19 protein-coding genes are annotated in these 16298 nt (G+C 59.9%); 6 read left to right on the top strand and 13 right to left on the bottom strand.

Annotation, left to right across the window (positions count from 1 at the left end):
• Positions 1-147 precede the first annotated feature (147 nt).
• Positions 148-387, top strand: a complete 240-nt coding sequence (locus KP004_RS20415; RefSeq protein WP_216800207.1) for a hypothetical protein — start codon at positions 148-150, stop codon at positions 385-387.
• A 156-nt stretch (positions 388-543) separates the two neighbouring features.
• Here KP004_RS20415 and KP004_RS20410 read toward each other — a convergent pair whose 3' ends face one another.
• The 5 genes from KP004_RS20410 to KP004_RS20390 form a co-directional block, all read right to left on the bottom strand.
• On the bottom strand, positions 544-915 hold the full coding sequence (locus tag KP004_RS20410) for an exosortase system-associated protein, TIGR04073 family (protein ID WP_216800205.1): 372 nt from the start codon (positions 913-915) through the stop codon (positions 544-546).
• Between the two features lie 3 nt (positions 916-918).
• Entirely contained in the window at positions 919-1329 is a 411-nt protein-coding gene (locus KP004_RS20405; RefSeq protein ID WP_216800204.1) for an exosortase system-associated protein, TIGR04073 family, read from the bottom strand.
• Positions 1330-1496: 167 nt separating this feature from the next.
• A complete protein-coding gene (locus KP004_RS20400; RefSeq protein ID WP_216800203.1) occupies positions 1497-2099 on the bottom strand; it encodes a peroxiredoxin in 603 nt (200 codons plus the stop codon).
• Between the two features lie 144 nt (positions 2100-2243).
• Positions 2244-3059: an ATP-binding protein gene (locus KP004_RS20395; protein WP_216800202.1), complete on the bottom strand. Its 816-nt coding sequence runs from the start codon at positions 3057-3059 to the stop codon at positions 2244-2246.
• A 112-nt stretch (positions 3060-3171) separates the two neighbouring features.
• Positions 3172-3474, bottom strand: coding sequence for a nitrous oxide-stimulated promoter family protein (locus KP004_RS20390; protein ID WP_239026879.1), 303 nt, complete (start codon positions 3472-3474; stop codon positions 3172-3174).
• A gap of 105 nt (positions 3475-3579) precedes the next feature.
• Between KP004_RS20390 and pcnB the strand changes: the two genes are divergently transcribed.
• The gene (gene pcnB, locus KP004_RS20385; protein WP_216800200.1) at positions 3580-5016 is read left to right on the top strand and encodes a polynucleotide adenylyltransferase PcnB; all 1437 of its coding nucleotides are present in this window, start codon (positions 3580-3582) and stop codon (positions 5014-5016) included.
• Between the two features lie 234 nt (positions 5017-5250).
• Here pcnB and uvrB read toward each other — a convergent pair whose 3' ends face one another.
• Positions 5251-7239 carry an excinuclease ABC subunit UvrB gene (gene uvrB, locus KP004_RS20380; protein WP_216800199.1) on the bottom strand — a complete coding sequence of 663 codons (1989 nt, stop codon included), beginning with the start codon at positions 7237-7239 and terminating at the stop codon, positions 5251-5253.
• A gap of 45 nt (positions 7240-7284) precedes the next feature.
• The gene (locus KP004_RS20375; RefSeq protein ID WP_216800198.1) at positions 7285-7734 is read right to left on the bottom strand and encodes a response regulator; all 450 of its coding nucleotides are present in this window, start codon (positions 7732-7734) and stop codon (positions 7285-7287) included.
• A gap of 174 nt (positions 7735-7908) precedes the next feature.
• Between KP004_RS20375 and KP004_RS20370 the strand changes: the two genes are divergently transcribed.
• The 3 genes from KP004_RS20370 to KP004_RS20360 all read left to right on the top strand — a co-directional run bounded on the left by KP004_RS20370 (position 7909) and on the right by KP004_RS20360 (position 11007).
• The gene (locus KP004_RS20370; protein ID WP_015718486.1) at positions 7909-8100 is read left to right on the top strand and encodes a twin-arginine translocase TatA/TatE family subunit; all 192 of its coding nucleotides are present in this window, start codon (positions 7909-7911) and stop codon (positions 8098-8100) included.
• Positions 8101-8216: 116 nt separating this feature from the next.
• On the top strand, positions 8217-10112 hold the full coding sequence (locus KP004_RS20365; protein ID WP_216800197.1) for a GspE/PulE family protein: 1896 nt from the start codon (positions 8217-8219) through the stop codon (positions 10110-10112).
• 43 nt (positions 10113-10155) lie between these two features.
• Complete coding sequence (locus KP004_RS20360) at positions 10156-11007, top strand: HDOD domain-containing protein (RefSeq protein WP_216800196.1); 852 nt, start codon at positions 10156-10158, stop codon at positions 11005-11007.
• Positions 11008-11027: 20 nt separating this feature from the next.
• Here KP004_RS20360 and KP004_RS20355 read toward each other — a convergent pair whose 3' ends face one another.
• From KP004_RS20355 to KP004_RS20330, 6 genes are all read right to left on the bottom strand, one after another.
• A complete protein-coding gene (locus KP004_RS20355; protein ID WP_216800195.1) occupies positions 11028-11411 on the bottom strand; it encodes a response regulator in 384 nt (127 codons plus the stop codon).
• Between the two features lie 422 nt (positions 11412-11833).
• Positions 11834-12346, bottom strand: coding sequence for a hemerythrin domain-containing protein (locus KP004_RS20350; RefSeq protein ID WP_216800194.1), 513 nt, complete (start codon positions 12344-12346; stop codon positions 11834-11836).
• 105 nt (positions 12347-12451) lie between these two features.
• Positions 12452-13015, bottom strand: coding sequence for a quinol:electron acceptor oxidoreductase subunit ActD (locus KP004_RS20345; protein ID WP_216800193.1), 564 nt, complete (start codon positions 13013-13015; stop codon positions 12452-12454).
• Between the two features lie 44 nt (positions 13016-13059).
• Positions 13060-13245, bottom strand: coding sequence for a DUF6496 domain-containing protein (locus KP004_RS20340; RefSeq protein WP_129124983.1), 186 nt, complete (start codon positions 13243-13245; stop codon positions 13060-13062).
• Positions 13246-13278: 33 nt separating this feature from the next.
• Positions 13279-13431: a DUF3309 family protein gene (locus KP004_RS20335; RefSeq protein WP_199393418.1), complete on the bottom strand. Its 153-nt coding sequence runs from the start codon at positions 13429-13431 to the stop codon at positions 13279-13281.
• Between the two features lie 40 nt (positions 13432-13471).
• Complete coding sequence (locus KP004_RS20330) at positions 13472-15097, bottom strand: AsmA family protein (RefSeq protein WP_216800192.1); 1626 nt, start codon at positions 15095-15097, stop codon at positions 13472-13474.
• Between the two features lie 193 nt (positions 15098-15290).
• Between KP004_RS20330 and ku the strand changes: the two genes are divergently transcribed.
• Complete coding sequence (gene ku, locus KP004_RS20325; RefSeq protein WP_216800191.1) at positions 15291-16067, top strand: non-homologous end joining protein Ku; 777 nt, start codon at positions 15291-15293, stop codon at positions 16065-16067.
• The last annotated feature ends 231 nt before the right edge of the window (positions 16068-16298 follow it).

Here is a 16298-nt window from a genome sequence, read left to right as displayed (position 1 = left end):
GAGCATATGGGGCGACATTATCATGAGAGACGGCGCCCCTCCCGGAGCCTCCCCACCGCTTTTCAAGCGTTTACAGTTATAATGAGAGGTTGGCACGCAACCTGCTCTATGTGAGATACCAACCCATTTTGTACAAGGAGATTTACCATGAAAAAAGTTCTGTCCTCCGTAGTTGCTGCTCTCGTTGCTGTTGCTTTCGCTGGTGTTGTTTTCGCTGCTGACGCTGCTCCGGCTGCTGCTCCGGCTGCAGAGGTTAAGAAAGAAGAGAAAGCTCCGGCTAAGAAAGCTGCTCCGAAGAAGAAAAAAGCTGCTAAGAAAGCCGCTGCTAAGAAAGAAGAGAAGAAAGAAGCTGCTCCGGCCGCTCCGGCTGCTCCGGCTGCAAAGTAATTTCCCCTTAACGGGTAATTGCGAAAGGCCGCATCTCACGATGCGGCCTTTTTTATTTTCAGATTCCGAAGCGGGCAAAAAAAAGATCCAAGGGTTCCGGTCGCGGAACAGGCCATGGATCTTTTTGCGTTATAGGGGAAGCGGTATGCGGTCCGCCTACTCCTTCTGCCAGGGGTAGGCCGGGTCCAGGAACGGGTCGTAGAAACCGGGGTACGCCAGGAAGAACGTGGCTGTCTCGCCGACACCCGATGCGGTACGTACCAGCGTCATCCCTATCCCCTTGACGGGACCTACGGTGAGACACTTGACGGCCCCTTCTTCCTTGCAGGTGAGATAGATCTGTTTCGGAAATTCCAACCATCCCGTCGCTATATTGGCCACCCCGCGAACCAGCTTGTTGGCCATGCCGTCCACCACCTCCTGCGCCGAAGCGGTATCCACGGTGCGGGAATCGGAGGCATGCCCCTTCTCCACCGTCAGGGCCAGGGCCAGCGCCAGTATGGTCAGACAAACAAACCTCTTCTGCATCATCTACTCTCCCTTGGCCTGAACTGGTTGCGCCTCGCTCTGGCCCCTCGGTTCTACCCGTTTTTCTTCCCACCCCTCCCAGACGAATTCGGGGTTGATCATGGGGTCGTAATAGCCCGGTTGCGGCACCGCAAAAAAGACGGTCTCCGTCAGGCCGGTCAACAGGCGGTAGAAGGCCATACCCACGCCCTTCAGCGGCCCGACCACGTACCCTATGCTGCCGCGGTCCCGCACCATCAGGTAGGACTGCTTGGGCACCTCGACCAGCGAGGTTGCGGTGTTGGTCACCCCGCGAACCAGCTTGAACGCCATCTTCTCCGCGATCGCCTCCGGCTGCTGACCTTCCAAAGCAAAGGAAGACGTGGCAAAAACCATGAGCAGCAACAGGGATAACAAGGTTGCCTTGGTACGCATGTCGACTCCTTTTTGAGCTACATGTCGGTAAATGCTATGTTCTTGTAACATAGATGGCTTTCATTGGCAAGACGGCACTACCTCTATCATTGTAGAGAGTAATAACAAAAAAGGCGCGGTTGGAAAAACCGCGCCTTTTCTCTATTCAAGCTGTGGCTCTATGCTGGTTACTTGCCGTGCTTCTTGGCGAGATATTCGGCAACGCCTGCGGTGGAAGCCTTCATAGACTCCTCACCTTCCTGCCAGTTGGCCGGGCAGACTTCGCCGCCGTGGGTTTCGACGAACTGAAGCGCGTCCAGCATCCTGAGCGCCTCGCCGACGCTGCGCCCAAGCGGCAGATCGTTGATGACGGTGTGGCGAACCACGCCCTTGGTGTCGATCAGGAACAACCCGCGCAGCGCAACCGACTCGTTCAGCAGGATGCCGTAGCTCCTGGCGATGGACTTGTCGAGATCCTCGACCAGCGGGTATTGGACATTGCCGATGCCGCCGTTTTCCACCGTAGTGTTTTTCCAGGCCAGATGGGTGAACCTGGAGTCTACGGAAACGCCGATGACCTCGCAGTTCTTCTCCTTGAATTCCGCCACCCTCTTGTTGAAGGCAAGGATCTCGGAGGGGCAGACGAAGGTGAAGTCGAGCGGGTAGAAAAAGAGGACGACGTACTTGCCGCGATATTTGGACAGAGTGAGCTCTGCGAAGGAGTTATCGGGCAACACCGCCTGCGCTGTAAAATCGGGGGCTTCCTTAGTAACCAAGGTAGTAAGACTCATGCTTTTCTCCTTTGGGCTGATTGGGATTCTAATGGGAGCAACTGTACCAGCGGTCCAATCCCCTGTCAATCAAAAAAGATAAAAAGCGTCCTATTTGTCCTTTGTGCTTTCTAGAAGCCCCCGTTTCCTGCTACCACGACACCTCTAGCGCTCGATGATTTCCCCGCGAATGCTGACAGTTACCTCGCGGAACGGGATCTCCATCCCGGAAGCTGCCAGGGCCTGGCGCGCCGCCATGACGATGCCGCCGCAGCAGGGAACTTCCATCCTGAGCACCGTGATCCCCTTGATGCCGGCGACGCGGAACAGCTCAGTCAGCTTCGCGAGGTATGCGTTGTTGTCGTCGAGTTTCGGGCAACCGACCACGACGGCCTTTCCGGCGAGGAAGTCCTGGTGGTAGTTGGCGTAGGCGAAGGGCACGCAATCCGCGGTGATGAGCAGCTCCGCATCCTTGAAGTACGGCGCAGTCACCGGCACCAGGTGCAACTGCACCGGCCACTGTGCCAGTTGGCTTTGCACCGAACCTGCCGCGGGCGCCGGCCCGGACGGTGCCGGTGCGAAGCTCTGAACGCGGGAACCCGGGCAACCTCCGCCATGACCATGACCATGACCATGACCATGACCATGACCATGACCATGACCATGACCATGACCGTGACCGTGACCGTGACCGTGACCGTGTCCGTGACCGTGACCGTGTCCGTGAGCGGGTGCTCCGCCTTGGGCTGTGAGATGTTTCTCTACTGCAGCCTCGTCGAACTCGTCCGCATCACGCTCTATGATGGTGATGGCGTCCTGCGGGCACTCGCCCAGACAGGCACCCAAGCCGTCACACAGGTTATCCGCTGCGATCTGCGCCTTTCCGTCGACTATCTTGATAGCGCCTTCCGCGCAGGACGGGACGCAGAGTCCGCAGCCGTCGCACTTGTCCTGGTCGATATGCACGATTTTCCTGATCATCTATAACCTCCTAAAATCCGTTCCAAGTTCTATGTTCTACGTTCTAAGTTAAAAACCGTTCCTTCATCCAGGTTCTAACGTAGAACGTAGAACCTAGAACGTAGAACGTCCTCTAAAAAAAGTAATGCCAGAGCAGATCGAGGCGGCCGCGCAGCATCAAGTGTTTTCCCGAGTAGGCCATGATCTCGCGGATCCTGGCGCGCTGCGCCTTGCCGTAGCAGTGCACGTGACAGTGCTTGCACGTGGGCTTGGGGTCGAGAGGGCATTTCTCCCGCTTCGTCCTGGCATAGGCCAGAAGCACTGAGCACTCCTCACAGAGCACACCCTTCGGGCTTTTGTGCTTGCTGCGGCAGTAGCAGCCGATGAAGGTTTCCAGGACCCTGATATCTTTTTCCTGCTTCGCTCTCTTTTCCATGGTCGCCACCATAGCAGAACAAATCCACTTTAGTCATGACCAAAGTCAATAAAATCAACTCCGCACCCTTTGCCTTTGCAGCGGATTTATGCTAATTTCCCGCGAATGAACACTAACATGGAAAAAATCATCATCCCGCGCGCGGAGCATTCAATCTCCCGGTCCTTATTGAGTCCCAACGGTGTCAAGGTGCTCTACAAGCTCCGGGAGCACGGCTTCATCGCCTACCTGGTGGGCGGCGGCGTCAGGGACCTGCTCCTCGGGCGCGAACCCAAGGACTTCGACGTCGTTACCGACGCAACCCCCAACCAGCTCAAGAAGCTGTTCCGCAACTGCCGCCTGATCGGCCGCCGCTTCCGCCTCGCCCACATTCACTTCCACGACGAGATCATCGAAGTCGCCACCTTCCGCTCCACCGTCGATGCCGCCGAAGCAGCCCAGGAAGAAGCCGCCGAGGCGCTGCCCGAGGAACCGGTGGAGGCTCCTTCCGAGGCGGAGCAACTCGAAGAGGAGCGCGACCGGAGAAGGCGCCGGCACCACCACGGTCCTCCCATCTTGAAGAGCGAGGACGGCATGGTGCTCCGGGACAACGTGTTCGGCACGCCGGAAGAGGATGCCGTTCGGCGGGATTTCACCGTTAACGCCCTGTTCTACAACATCGCCGACTTCTCCATCATCGACCACGTGGGCGGCATGGAGGATCTTAAGAACGGTCTGATCCGCACCATCGGCGACCCCATGGTCCGCTTCACCGAAGACCCCGTGCGCATGATCCGCGCCATCCGGTTCGCCTCCATGCTCGGCTTCAACATCGAACCGCGCACCGAGGCCGCCATCGAGGCCCTGTGCGGCACCATCAACAAGGCGACCCCGCCGCGCCTTTACGAGGAGGTGCTGAAACTGCTCCTCATGGGCGCCGGCGAGCGGACCTACCAGATGTTGCGCCACAGCGGGCTGTTTGAGCCGCTCTTCCCCCATTTCGACGCCTGGCTTTCCCGTGAATCGGACTGCTATCCCCACGTCCGTGTGGGCAAGGCGCTCGAATGGGCCGACGACCAGATCGGCCAGGGGATAGCCGTGACGCCGCCACTGCTGATCGCCCTCATGTTCGGCGAGTACCTGGAGGAGAAGGTGGCGCAGTTCCGTGACGAGGGGCTTCCCCCGCAGCAGGCGACCGACGCCGCGGTGGCCGCCTTTGCCGGCGAACTTACCCCAACCGTCTCGGTCCCGAACCGGGTGCTGGTCACGGTACGTGACATCCTGAACCTGCAGCATCGCTTCCAGAAGACACCGGGGCGAAACGGCCGCGGCGTGGTGGCACGTCCCGCCTTCCGTGATGCCCTCCAGTATCTGCATTTCATGGAGCAGCTTACCCCTCCCAAGCGATCTCTGGCCGAGTGGTGGGAGCGCTTCGCCGCCCAGCAGGCGGAGGGAGTAGAGTCCGCGCCCCACCCCAAAGGCGAGGCGGCAGCCGCCGAGGGTGCCAAGAAAAAGCGACGCAGGAGAAGACGGCGCAGAAAACCCGGAGGCGCGCCGGAATAAGGTTTCCTTCCCCTTGAAGCCCTTCACCGAAGGAGGGGGACTGGCTCCGCCAGGTGCCTGTCCCCTTAGGCTTGGGTAAGGTGGCTTCGCGGAATGGAGCGTCCCGCTAGAGGGACAGGCATCTAAACGGAGCCTGTCCCTTCTGCTCATAATTAAAGCCCCTCTCCCGCAACGGGACCGAGGGGCTTTTTCGTTGTCAATTGCCTTTCGTTGTCAATTGTCCATTGTCAATCGTCAATTGCCTTTGGTAATTTCCGCCACCTCGAGCCGCTTGATCTTGTCGCGCAGCTCCGCCGCCCGCTCGAACTCTTGGGCCTTGGCGGCGGCCAGCATCTCCTTCTTCAACCGCTTCAGCGTCTTCTCCAGGTCCTTGGGATTGAGGAAATCCTCCCCCTTCACCGGCACCGTGACATAGTCCTTCTCCTCGGGTGCCTGCAGCACGTTGGCGATCAGCCTCTTCACACTCTCGGGCGTGATGCCGTGCTCCTCGTTGTAGGCCTGCTGCAGCTCACGGCGCCTGATGGTCTCGTCGATGGCATCCTTCATCGACCCGGTTATCTTGTCGGCGTACATGAGCACCCGCCCGGACACGTTCCTCGCGGCGCGACCGCAGGTCTGGATCAGGGAGCGGGTCGAACGCAGGAACCCTTCCTTGTCGGCGTCAAGGATGGCGACCAACGACACCTCGGGGAGGTCAAGCCCCTCGCGCAGCAGGTTTATGCCGACCAGCACGTCGAATTCGCCCAGCCGCAAATCGCGCAGGATCTCCATGCGCTGGAAGGTGTCGATGTCGGAGTGCAGGTAACGCACCCGGATACCGAGTTCGCGGTAGTAGTCGGTAAGCTCCTCCGCCATCCTCTTGGTGAGGGTGGTGACCAGGATGCGCTCGCCCCGCTCGGCGGTGAGACGGACCTCGTGCAGCAGATCGTCCACCTGCCCCGCCGCGGGACGCACCTCGATAACCGGATCGATGAGGCCGGTGGGGCGGATCAGCTGCTCCACCACGACGCCCCCGGACATCTTCAGCTCGTACTCCGCTGGGGTCGCCGAGACGTAGATGGTCTGGTTCAGCTTCCGGGTGAACTCCTGGAAGGTAAGCGGCCGGTTGTCCAGGGCCGAGGGGAGCCGGAAGCCGAAGTTGACCAGGGTTTCCTTGCGGCTCCGGTCGCCGCGATACATCCCACCCACCTGCGACACGGTGATGTGCGACTCGTCCACCACCAGCAGGAAATCATCGGGGAAGTAGTCGATGAGCGTGTAGGGGGGCTCCCCCGCCTGGCGCCCGTCGAAGTGCCTGGAATAGTTCTCGATCCCCTGGCAAAAGCCCATCTGCTCCATCATCTCGATGTCGAAGAAGGTGCGCTGCTCGATGCGCTGCGCCTCCAGGAGCATGTTCTGCTCCTTGAAGTAGCGGATGCGCTCCTCCAGTTCGAGCCGGATCTGCTCGACGGCCCGCTCCAGGGTCTGGCGGCTCGCCACGTAGTGCGACGCCGGGTAGATGGCGAAACGCGGCAGTTTCTGGAGCTGCACGCCGCGCAGCGGGTCGATCTCCGAGATCGCCTCCACGGTGTCGCCCCAGAACTCGATGCGGATGGCGCGCTCGTCATCGTGAGCAGGGAACACCTCGACGGTGTCGCCGCGCACCCGGAAGCTGCCGCGGTGGAAGTCGACGTCGTTTCTCTCGTACTGGATCTCCACCAGGCGCTTCAACAGCTCGTCGCGGCCGAGATCGTCCCCCTCGCGCACCCGGATCTGCATCTCCTGGTACGATTCCGGCGAGCCGATGCCGTAGATGCAGGAAACCGAGGCGACGATGATCACGTCGCGCCGGGTCAACAGGCTCCTGGTCGCGGCATGGCGGAATTTGTCGATCTCGTCGTTGATCGAGGAGTCCTTCTCGATGAAGGTGTCCGAGGAGGGGATGTAGGCTTCGGGCTGGTAGTAATCGTAGTAGGAAACGAAGTATTCGACGGCGTTGTTTGGGAAGAGCTCCTTGAACTCGCCGTAGAGCTGGGCCGCGAGGGTCTTGTTGGGAGCGAGCACGAGGGCGGGGCGGTTGCACGAGGCGATGACCTGCGCCATGGTGAAGGTCTTGCCGGAGCCGGTGACCCCGAGCAGGACCTGGTGCTGGTCGCCGCGCAGCACCCCTTCGGAAAGCTCTTCGATGGCGCGCGGCTGGTCGCCCCGCGCCTGGAAACCGGTTACCAGTTCGAATTTGTCCATGCGCAGGATATTAACAGGATGAGGTGCGCCTTGGCAACAGGGGGATCAGACCGCGGCGCAGGTCCGTTGCGGGGGGAGCTGGTTCACGCTCAGCCAGTAGTTCATCACCTGCTTCATATTTTCGCAGAACTGGCCGTAATCCACCGGTTTCCGGATGTAGCTGTTGGCGCCCAGGCGATAGCTGTCCAGGATATCCTGCTCCTCGGTGGACGAGGTGAACACGATCACCGGGATGGAGCGGGTCCTCGCCTCCTCCCTCATGCGCCGCAAGACCTCCAGGCCGTTCACCTTGGGAAGCTTCAGGTCGAGCAGTACCAGAAGCGGCGTCAGCGCCTGCCCCACTCCGGCGTTGCGCCCGGTGCCGAACAGGTGCTCCAGCGCCTCGGCGCCGTCGCGCGCCACCACGATGCCGTAGGGCATGTGCTTGCGTATCGCCCTAAGGGTTAAAGCTTCATCGTCGGGGTTGTCCTCGACCAGCAGGATCATCTTGTTCACGACAGTCCTCCTTGCTACACAGATAGGGGGCACATGTTTGTATCAAACTTTGAACCCGTTTACAATAATTTTTTAATAATTTTGCTCTTATGGCGCTATTAATGGAAATGTTGATTTTTCTGCGGCCCCTGTGCGATACTGCAGCATCTTACGCAATTCACAAAGGGAGGTCACATGTTTGGATTCGGAATGCCGGAGCTCATTATTATCCTGGTGATCGTGCTCGTGGTGTTCGGTGCCGGCCGTCTCCCCGAGATCGGCGGCGCGCTCGGCAAGAGCATCAGGAACTTCAAGAAGGCTTCCAGCGGCAAGGACGAAATTGAGATTAAAGCCGGTCGCCCGGATGACGATAAGAAAGGGAGCTAGCTCCAGCTCATTAGTTTGCGTCCCGTCGTTTCGAGGTCTCCGCTGCAGCTAGCGGGGACCTTTTGTTTTTTTGGCGCGGTATAACGGCAGGTCAGACAGTCGCCCCCGGAACAAAGATGAAAAAACACCACAAGGATGCCTCAGCCGCCCATGGCGCCGGCCAGATCGTAGATCTCCTGGTTGCCACCGGCGTCATCACCAAACAGCAACTCCTCTACGCCCAGCGCGTGCACGGGAAGTTGCAGTCCACGAAGACGCTGATCGATGTCCTCCAGGAACTGGAGTACATAAAGCGCGACGACGTGGTGCGCACCCTGCGCGAGAACAGCCTTTCCATCAGGATAGGCGATCTGCTGGTCGAACTAGGCTATCTGAAGCAGAGCGAGCTGCTGACTGCGCTGAACCTGCAGAAGGAAGGGGGGACGCCGCGCAAGATGCTCGGCGACATCATCGTCGAGAAGGGGTTCATCGAGGAGCGCAGGCTGACCGAGGTGCTGTCCTTCCAGCTCGGCTTCCCCATGGCGGAGCTTGAATTCCGCAAGCTGGACCGCAAGCTGTTCGCCAAGGCCCCCTTCGAGGTTTTCAGAGACGAGCTCTTCGTCCCCTACTTCGCGGACCAGGACGGGAACACGCTGGTGGCATTCGCCAACCCGCTGGAGAAGTACTCCCGCCTGTCTGCCGAGAAGATCTTCGGCAGGAACGTGAAGCCCGCCATCGCAACCCGGACCGCCATCCTTTCCGCCATCGCCGCGGCGCAAAAGACCGCCGGTGACGATGCAGCCATCCCCGACGAGAGCACCGTGGTGGGGATGATCAACAAGCTCTTCGACGACGCCATGACCATGGGGGCCAGCGACATCCACATCGAGCCGCTCCGGGACCGGCTCCGGATACGGCTGCGCCACGATGGGGTCATGATGCCGCACATGGAGCTGTCGCTCGACCTCGCGCCGCAGCTCTCCTCGCGCATCAAGGTCATGGCCCAGGCCGACATCGCCGAGAAGAGGCGCCACCAGGACGGGCGCATCATCTACGAGAGCCGGTTGCACGGCTTCAACCTCGACATGCGCGTCTCCTTCTACATCACCATCTTCGGCGAGAAGATCGTGCTGCGCCTTCTGAACAAGAAGGAGGCGATTCTCGAGGTCTCGCAGATCGGCATGGCGCCGCGCATGCTCAGGCAGTTCATGGAAGACGCCCTGGAAACCCCGTCCGGGGTCATGATCATCACCGGTCCCACCGGCAGCGGCAAAACCTCGACCCTCTACGGCTGCGTCAGCCACCTCAATAACATCAACACCAGCATCATCACGGCCGAGGACCCGGTGGAGTACGTGATCGAGGGGGTGTCCCAGTGCTCCATTAACAACAAGATCGGGGTCACCTTCGAGGAGACCCTGCGCCACATGGTGCGCCAGGACCCGGACGTGATCGTCCTCGGCGAGATCCGCGACACCTTCTCCGCCGAAACCGCGATCCAGGCCGCCCTGACCGGCCACAAGGTGCTTACCACCTTCCACACCGAGGACAGCATCGGCGGCCTTTTGCGCCTGATGAACATGCAGATCGAGTCGTTTTTGATCTCCTCCACCGTGGTCTGCGTGGTCGCGCAGCGCCTGCTGCGCCTGGTCTGCAACGACTGCGCGGAGCCCTACATCCCGGCGCCGGCCGAGTACGGCAGGATGGGGATGTCGGCCAAGGACCTGGCCGGCGCCAGCTTCCGCGCCGGGAGGGGATGCACCAACTGCCGCTTCACCGGCTTCAAGGGGAGAAGCGCCGTCTTCGAGCTCCTGGTTCTGAACGAGCCGGTGAAGGAGGCCATCCTGCAGAACAGGTCCTCCGCCGAGATCCGCAGGCTGAGCATGGAAACCTCCGGGTTGGTCACCCTGTTCGAGGACGGCCTCGTCAAGGCGGCCAACGGGTTGATCTCGGTCCAGGAGGTGCTGCGCGACCTCCCACGGATAGGGACGCCCAGGCCACTCATGGAACTGCGGCGCATCCTCGGGTACTGAGGAGCAAGAGAAAGAGATGCACACAGCAAGGAGAGCAGCTGACATGAACCAGCAAACCTCCATCGTCGAGGTGATCAGGGCGCGGCTCGCCGAGGGAACCCTCAGCATTCCGGTGTTTCACGCCGTGGCCGTCAGGCTGCAGCAGGCACTGGCGCGCCCGGACTTCGACATCAAGGAGGTGCACCAGCTACTGAACGCCGATCCCGGTATCGCCACAGGCGTCCTCAGGGCGGCCAACTCGGCCTTCTACGCCGGCCTCACCAAGGTGAGCACCATCCGGGAAGCGATCATCAGGCTGGGCGCCAACGAGGTGGCAAACCTGGCCATGGTCACGACGCAGCAGGACCTGTACCGTTCCAACGACACGCGTTACAACGCCGTCATGCAGACACTCTGGAAACACTCCTTCTGTTGTGCGGTGGGGAGCAAGTGGTTGGCGCAAAAAGTGGGGTTCGCAGCGCAGGCACAGGAGGCCTTCCTGGGAGGACTGCTACACGACCTGGGTAAACTGTTCCTCCTGAAGTGCATGGAGGAGGTGTGCCGTGAGAGGCATTTCAGTGGGGTGACCAGTCAGGCCGTGCTGCGGGAGGTACTCTCGACGCTGCACGTAGAGCAGGGACACCAGCTCATGGTGCAGTGGCAGATGCCGCAGATCTACTGCGACATCGTCGCCGGGCACCAGCAGGAGCGCTGGGACCAGGCGAACGTCCTGCTGGCCATGGTGCGGCTCGCGAACCTGGCCTGCCGGAAGCTGGGCATCGGAATGAACCGCGACCCTTCGGTCCTGCTCTTCGCCTCTGGAGAGGCACAGGTGCTGGGGCTCAAGGAAACCGCGCTGGCGGAATTGGAAATCGTCATCGAGGACGCGCTCAGCGTCCCCATTTCAGCGGAATAACAACCGGCAGTGGCGCCGTTTCAGTGCAGCCACCGCTTGAGCAGCTCGGGATTGAGCGGCTTGGGCAGAACGGCCAGCACCCCCAGGCTCCTGCACTGCTCCAGGTCCTTGGGATCTTCCGAGGAGGAGAGGGCAAAGACCTTGAGGGCCTTGGTGCGGTCGTTGCTGCGCAACCGCTGCAGTACCCCGACGCCGTCGATCTTCGGCAGCTTCATGTCCAGCAGTACGAAATTGGGTTCATGGTGCTCGCCCGGGGGCGTCCCCTCTCCCAGGAGCATCCCCAACGCTTCGGCCCCGTCGCGCGCAACCGTCACCTTGTCATAGCCCGCTTTTTTCAGGGCCCGCAAGGCGAGTTCTTCGCAATTGCTGTTATCTTCGACCAGCAAAATCTCAGCGTCTTGCATAGCGCCTCCAAAAACTGCCATTCAGGGTCCTTTCACTGTCAGACGTGGGGTGGTGATTCGGCGGTTATCCCACACGACAAATTAGTAAATTTTTAATATATATTTCTATTACTCATCACCCTGGCTCTGCTACAGTACAGTCTTCAGCTCATTTTGCCACTGCCCGATATCGGCTTGGCCAGCTCTGTCACAGACCGTTATTTAGCCGATACTGCTGCGCTCATAGCGCCTGAAAGCGAAGGTTTTGAGACCAGAGGGGGCGAGTTGTGACATTGCTGCGTCACACCTCTGAGCTAGAAATCATTTTATAGCATACATTAACTCTCACACAAGTAAGATTTTTCGAAAGTCATACAAAAAAAAGGCGCCGCGGCAGTGAGTTCACACTGACGCGGCGCCCTTGCCGTCTGCCGTGGTCTATGCTATCCCTCGACCGGCGCTCCTCGTGAGGGCTTGCGCCCCTCCCGCTTGCTTCTTTGAAAAGCCAGGGCGATTTCGTGCTGCTGCTCCTTGCCCAGTGCTTTCCGGGCGAGTTTGAAAATCTCTTTTTCTTCTTCCTGCATGTGGTGCTCCACGATCTCGCTCAGTACCTTCAACTTCGCCACCCAGCGCTCGTCATCCACCGCCAGGGACTGGAAGGTCCCCAGCATGGTCTTGGTCACCTGGTGCTCCTCGAAGGCCTGCAGCACCTTGTCGCGCATTTCCTCGTTCTGCTCCAGGACGCTGTAGAAAAAGCGTTCCTCTCCCTCCATGTGCAGCTCGAGCTCTTCCTGCAACTGGGAGAAGAGCTTCTGCAGCGATGAAATCTCCTTCCTCCCGGCTTTTTCCGCCTTGTCGAAAAGGTAACGCGCCTTTTCGTGGTCCTGTTTCAGCACATCGAAGATGGTCATCTCCGCATGGCTGTGCGACTCGCTCGGCTTTTGGCTGGTAGGCATCTGCGTGTCTCCTTTTTGGCGTCACGATAGCTTGAACTCATACATGTAGGGGCGAACTTCCGTTCGCCCCCACGTTGCAACTGCCCTGTTTGTCAGGTACCGCTCCTATGCCATGCCCCTCGGCTTGGGCTTGTCGGAGCTGGCGAAGTCCGCCTTGGACTCGCCTTCCGACCCGATGTCGGTCGCACCGGTCTGCTTCAGGATCTCGATGGCGCGCTTTTTCCAGTCCGCGTTGTCGCAGTGGACCGAAAGCAGGATGCCCCCTTCCTTCACGCGACCCTCGTACCGCTTGGCCTCGTACTCCGGGATGCCCATGCCGATGAGCGCCCCCGCGATGCCGCCGATCACCCCGCCTGCGCCCACACCGGCCAGCGCCGCGACGATCGGGCCTGCCGCGATGAACGGACCTACACCCGGGATGGCCAAGGCACCGATGCCGGAAAGCCACCCCAAGGCCCCGCCGATGACCGCACCGGTGCCCGCGCCCGCCGTCGAGCCTTCGGGGACCTTGGTGTGTTTTTCATGGGCGAAGTCCTTGGTGCCTACGTTCTCGGAGAACAGGACCGAGATGTCGGTGTTGCGGAAGTCCGCCGCGCGCAGCGAATCAACTGCCTGTTCTACGCTGTCGCGGCTGCGGTAGATGCCGAAAACTGCCGTGTTTTTTGCCATGATGAACCTCCTTTTCTGGTGCTGCCTGATTGCGGTGCCTGGTTTTACTTCTTCTTCGGAGGCTCAGGCACCTTGGCTCCCTTCTCGCGCGCCTCCGAAAGACCGATGGCCACCGCCTGCTTGCGGTCGGTCACCTTTTTGCCACTGCCACCACTTTTGAGCTCCCCCTTTTTGAACTTGTCCATCACCTCGTGCACCGTCTCCTGCGCCTTCTTCCCGTATTTGGCCATCTCCTTCTCCTCCCTCGTCCCGCGCGCGACCCTCTAGATGCGTCCCAATAGCACCAGGATCAGCAGGATCAGCAGGACCAGCCCCAAGCCCCCGCTTGGGTAGTAACCCCATCCGGCGCTGTAGGGCCAGGTGGGGAGTGAACCGACGAGCAGCAAGATCACGATCACAAGCAGTATCAACCTCATGACTTCCTCCTTTTTCCCTTGGGAATCTGCTGCTGTTGCATCACTTGTGTTTGCCCAGCGCGTTTACGTCCCTCTCGAAGGTAGGCAGAATGGCTTTGATGAAGGCATTGCGGATCAGTTCCAGCACGACCTGCCAAGTGCTGGTTTTCGGGTTTTGCAGCGAACCTGAAATGTCCGCCTTAGTCGCCACCTGGTCATGGGGCCTGTTTTCCAGCAGCTTGGCGATCCCCCCGACCAGCATTTCGTAGACCCGGTGGAAGAACCCTTTGTTTTTGTCCTGGCGCCGGTCGTACACCTTCATGTCCTTGAAGAAGGGCTTGATGTAACCGTTCACCCTGTTGTTTTTCACGTGCAGTTCCGTGACCAGCGAGAAGGTGCCGGCAGTGACGTCGAAGTTGCCGTAGCTGCGCAACAGGTCGTTCAGCGAAACCAGCTGCGTGTTGTCGATTTTGAGGTAGAGGTCCAGGTCCGGCCCCTTGTCCTCGGGGCGGAAGGTGGCAGTCGCCTGGGTGGCGCCGCTTCCCATGAATTTGCCTGACATCCTGGCCTTGGCCGGCCCCTTGGAGAACTGGTTGGAGAAGTTGTCGAGGAAGAGGTTCGCCTCCGAAAGGAACAGGCGGACTTTCTTCCCCCCGTAGGTGTTGATGAACCCGACATTGGCGTCGGTCAGGCTGAAGTGCTCGATGGTCAGGATCAGGTTCGGCTTGTTGCTTACTTCCTTCGCGGCCTGCTTCACCTTCTCCGCCCTTCTCGCTTCCGCGCGGGCCGTCGCGGCGGTGTGGATGTAATCGAGTTTGACGCCGTGTATGGTGAGTTTTTTGAACCGGGCAGTCTGTACCTTGCGGCCGTACTCCACGTCGCCGCTCGCACTCAGGACGCCCCCTTCGATCCTGAGGTTGGAGCGGGCCGCCAACTGGGCGAAGTAGGCGAGGGGGACCTTGGCCAGTTCGATGGCGGCCTTCACCGCGGGGGTCGGTTCCGCCAGGAAGTTCGCCCGCCCCTCCACGCGTCCGTGTCCACTACCGAAGATGTCGGTCTCCAACTGGAAGTCCGAGGGGTACACCTTGTCGGGCAGGTGTATGTTGCGGATGTTGTTGGCCGAAAGGCTCAGGTTGGAGAGTTTCAGCGGTCTCTTGGGATCCTCATCGATGTAGGTGAGACTGCCGTCGCTGATCTTCAGGAGGTTGATCTTCAGGGGATAGATGGCCTCGAACGCCTGTTGCCACCCCTTCTGCTTCATGGGGACCTTGCTGGCCGCCTCGGCTTTGAGCTGCAGCAGGTTGACGTGGACCTTGGGGCCCTTCAGCGTCATGTCTCCGACCAGCTTGCCGGACAGGATCTCGCGCCACTGCACGCTGGCCCTCAGATAGGGGAACTCCGCCACCGGGGGCTGGGGGTGTGCCTCCTGGGAAATGGTCAAACCTTTCAAGGTGATGGAGAGTCCGATCAGGCTGAAGTGCAGCTTTGGGAGCCGTACCTTGTACCCCTTGAGACTCTGGTTCATGCGCCGTTCCGTGGTGCGCCGCAGCGGTTCGTCGATGAAGAAGCTGGCTATGAAGGCGATCAGGACCAGGGAGACGATGATCCCCACGATCCAGAGCAGCACCTTCGGTATCGCCGGCATGCGACGGGTGCCCTGCGGCACCGGCTCGTTCGGTTCAACCATAACAATCTCCAGAGGTTACAGTTGGAGGGGTACATCTATGATGAAAGCACGTTAATAAATGTATGCATTGCCTGCCTGTTGTCAATCGTGGCGGGCGCTTTCCCCCTACCCCGGCCGGTAATCATGGTAAAATTCCAGCTGTGCCTGAACCCGGCACCGTGCCTAAGAAAGTCAGCTTCCGAGGAGGTCAGACATGAGAGCTATGTGGTCTGGTTCGATAAGTTTCGGGCTGGTGAACATCCCGGTGAAACTCTACAGCGGCTCCCAGAGCAATTCGCTTGATCTGGATATGCTGCGCAAGAATGATCTCTGCCCGATCAAGTACCTGCGGGTCTGCAAGACCGACAACAAGGAAGTCCCTTACGAGGAAATCGTAAAAGGGTACGAGTACAGCGACGGCGAGTACATCGTCCTCACAGACCAAGACTTTGAAAACGCCAGCCTTGAGAAGACCCATTTGATCGACATCGTTGATTTCATCGATGAGAGAGAGATAGACACCCGATTCTTCGAAAAGCCCTACTACCTCGAACCGGACAAGAGTGGGCCAAAAGCGTATGCGCTGCTCCGGGAGGCGTTGAAACGTTCAGGAAAAGTGGGCGTCGCCTATTATGTCCTGAGAAACCGGGGCAGCCTCGGCATCGTCAGGCCTCTGGACGACCTGCTCGTCTTGAACCAGATCCGGTATGCCGAGGAGGTGCGCGACGCCGCGGACCTCAAGTTGCCGGGCAACGAGAACGTGCGTGAGCAGGAAGTGTCCCTGGCGTTGTCCCTGATCGACCAGTTGACGGTCAAGTTCGACCCTGCGAAGTACAGGGATCAGTACATCGACGACCTTAAAAAGATGATCGAAGAGAAGGCGCAGGGGCGCCAGCCCGCTCCGGCCAAGGCAGCGCCGCCGCCTAAGGTGGCCGACATGATGGCCCTGTTGAAAGAGAGCCTTAAGCAGAAGCGGAAAGAAGCTGCGTAGCGGCGCTCTCCACCGCTCTCCGCCTCGCTACCCCTCTCCCGCCTTCTGTCTCTACCTTCGCCACGGGTCAAAATCGGGCCGCTGCCAGCTCTCCCCCTCCCTTGACGGGAGGGGGCAGGGGGGTGGGTGACCTTGCCATGACCGCACATGTGGCACCTACAACCACCCCCTACCCCCACCTTCCCCATATTTCCCACCACCCTGTTGCAATCGCCTCCTGCTATGTTAGTT

Source organism: Geomonas oryzisoli, assembly GCF_018986915.1.
Classification (GTDB): Bacteria; Desulfobacterota; Desulfuromonadia; order Geobacterales; family Geobacteraceae; genus Geomonas; species Geomonas oryzisoli.
Note: the sequence above shows the minus strand (reverse complement) of the source record. Positions and strands in the feature narration are given on the sequence as shown.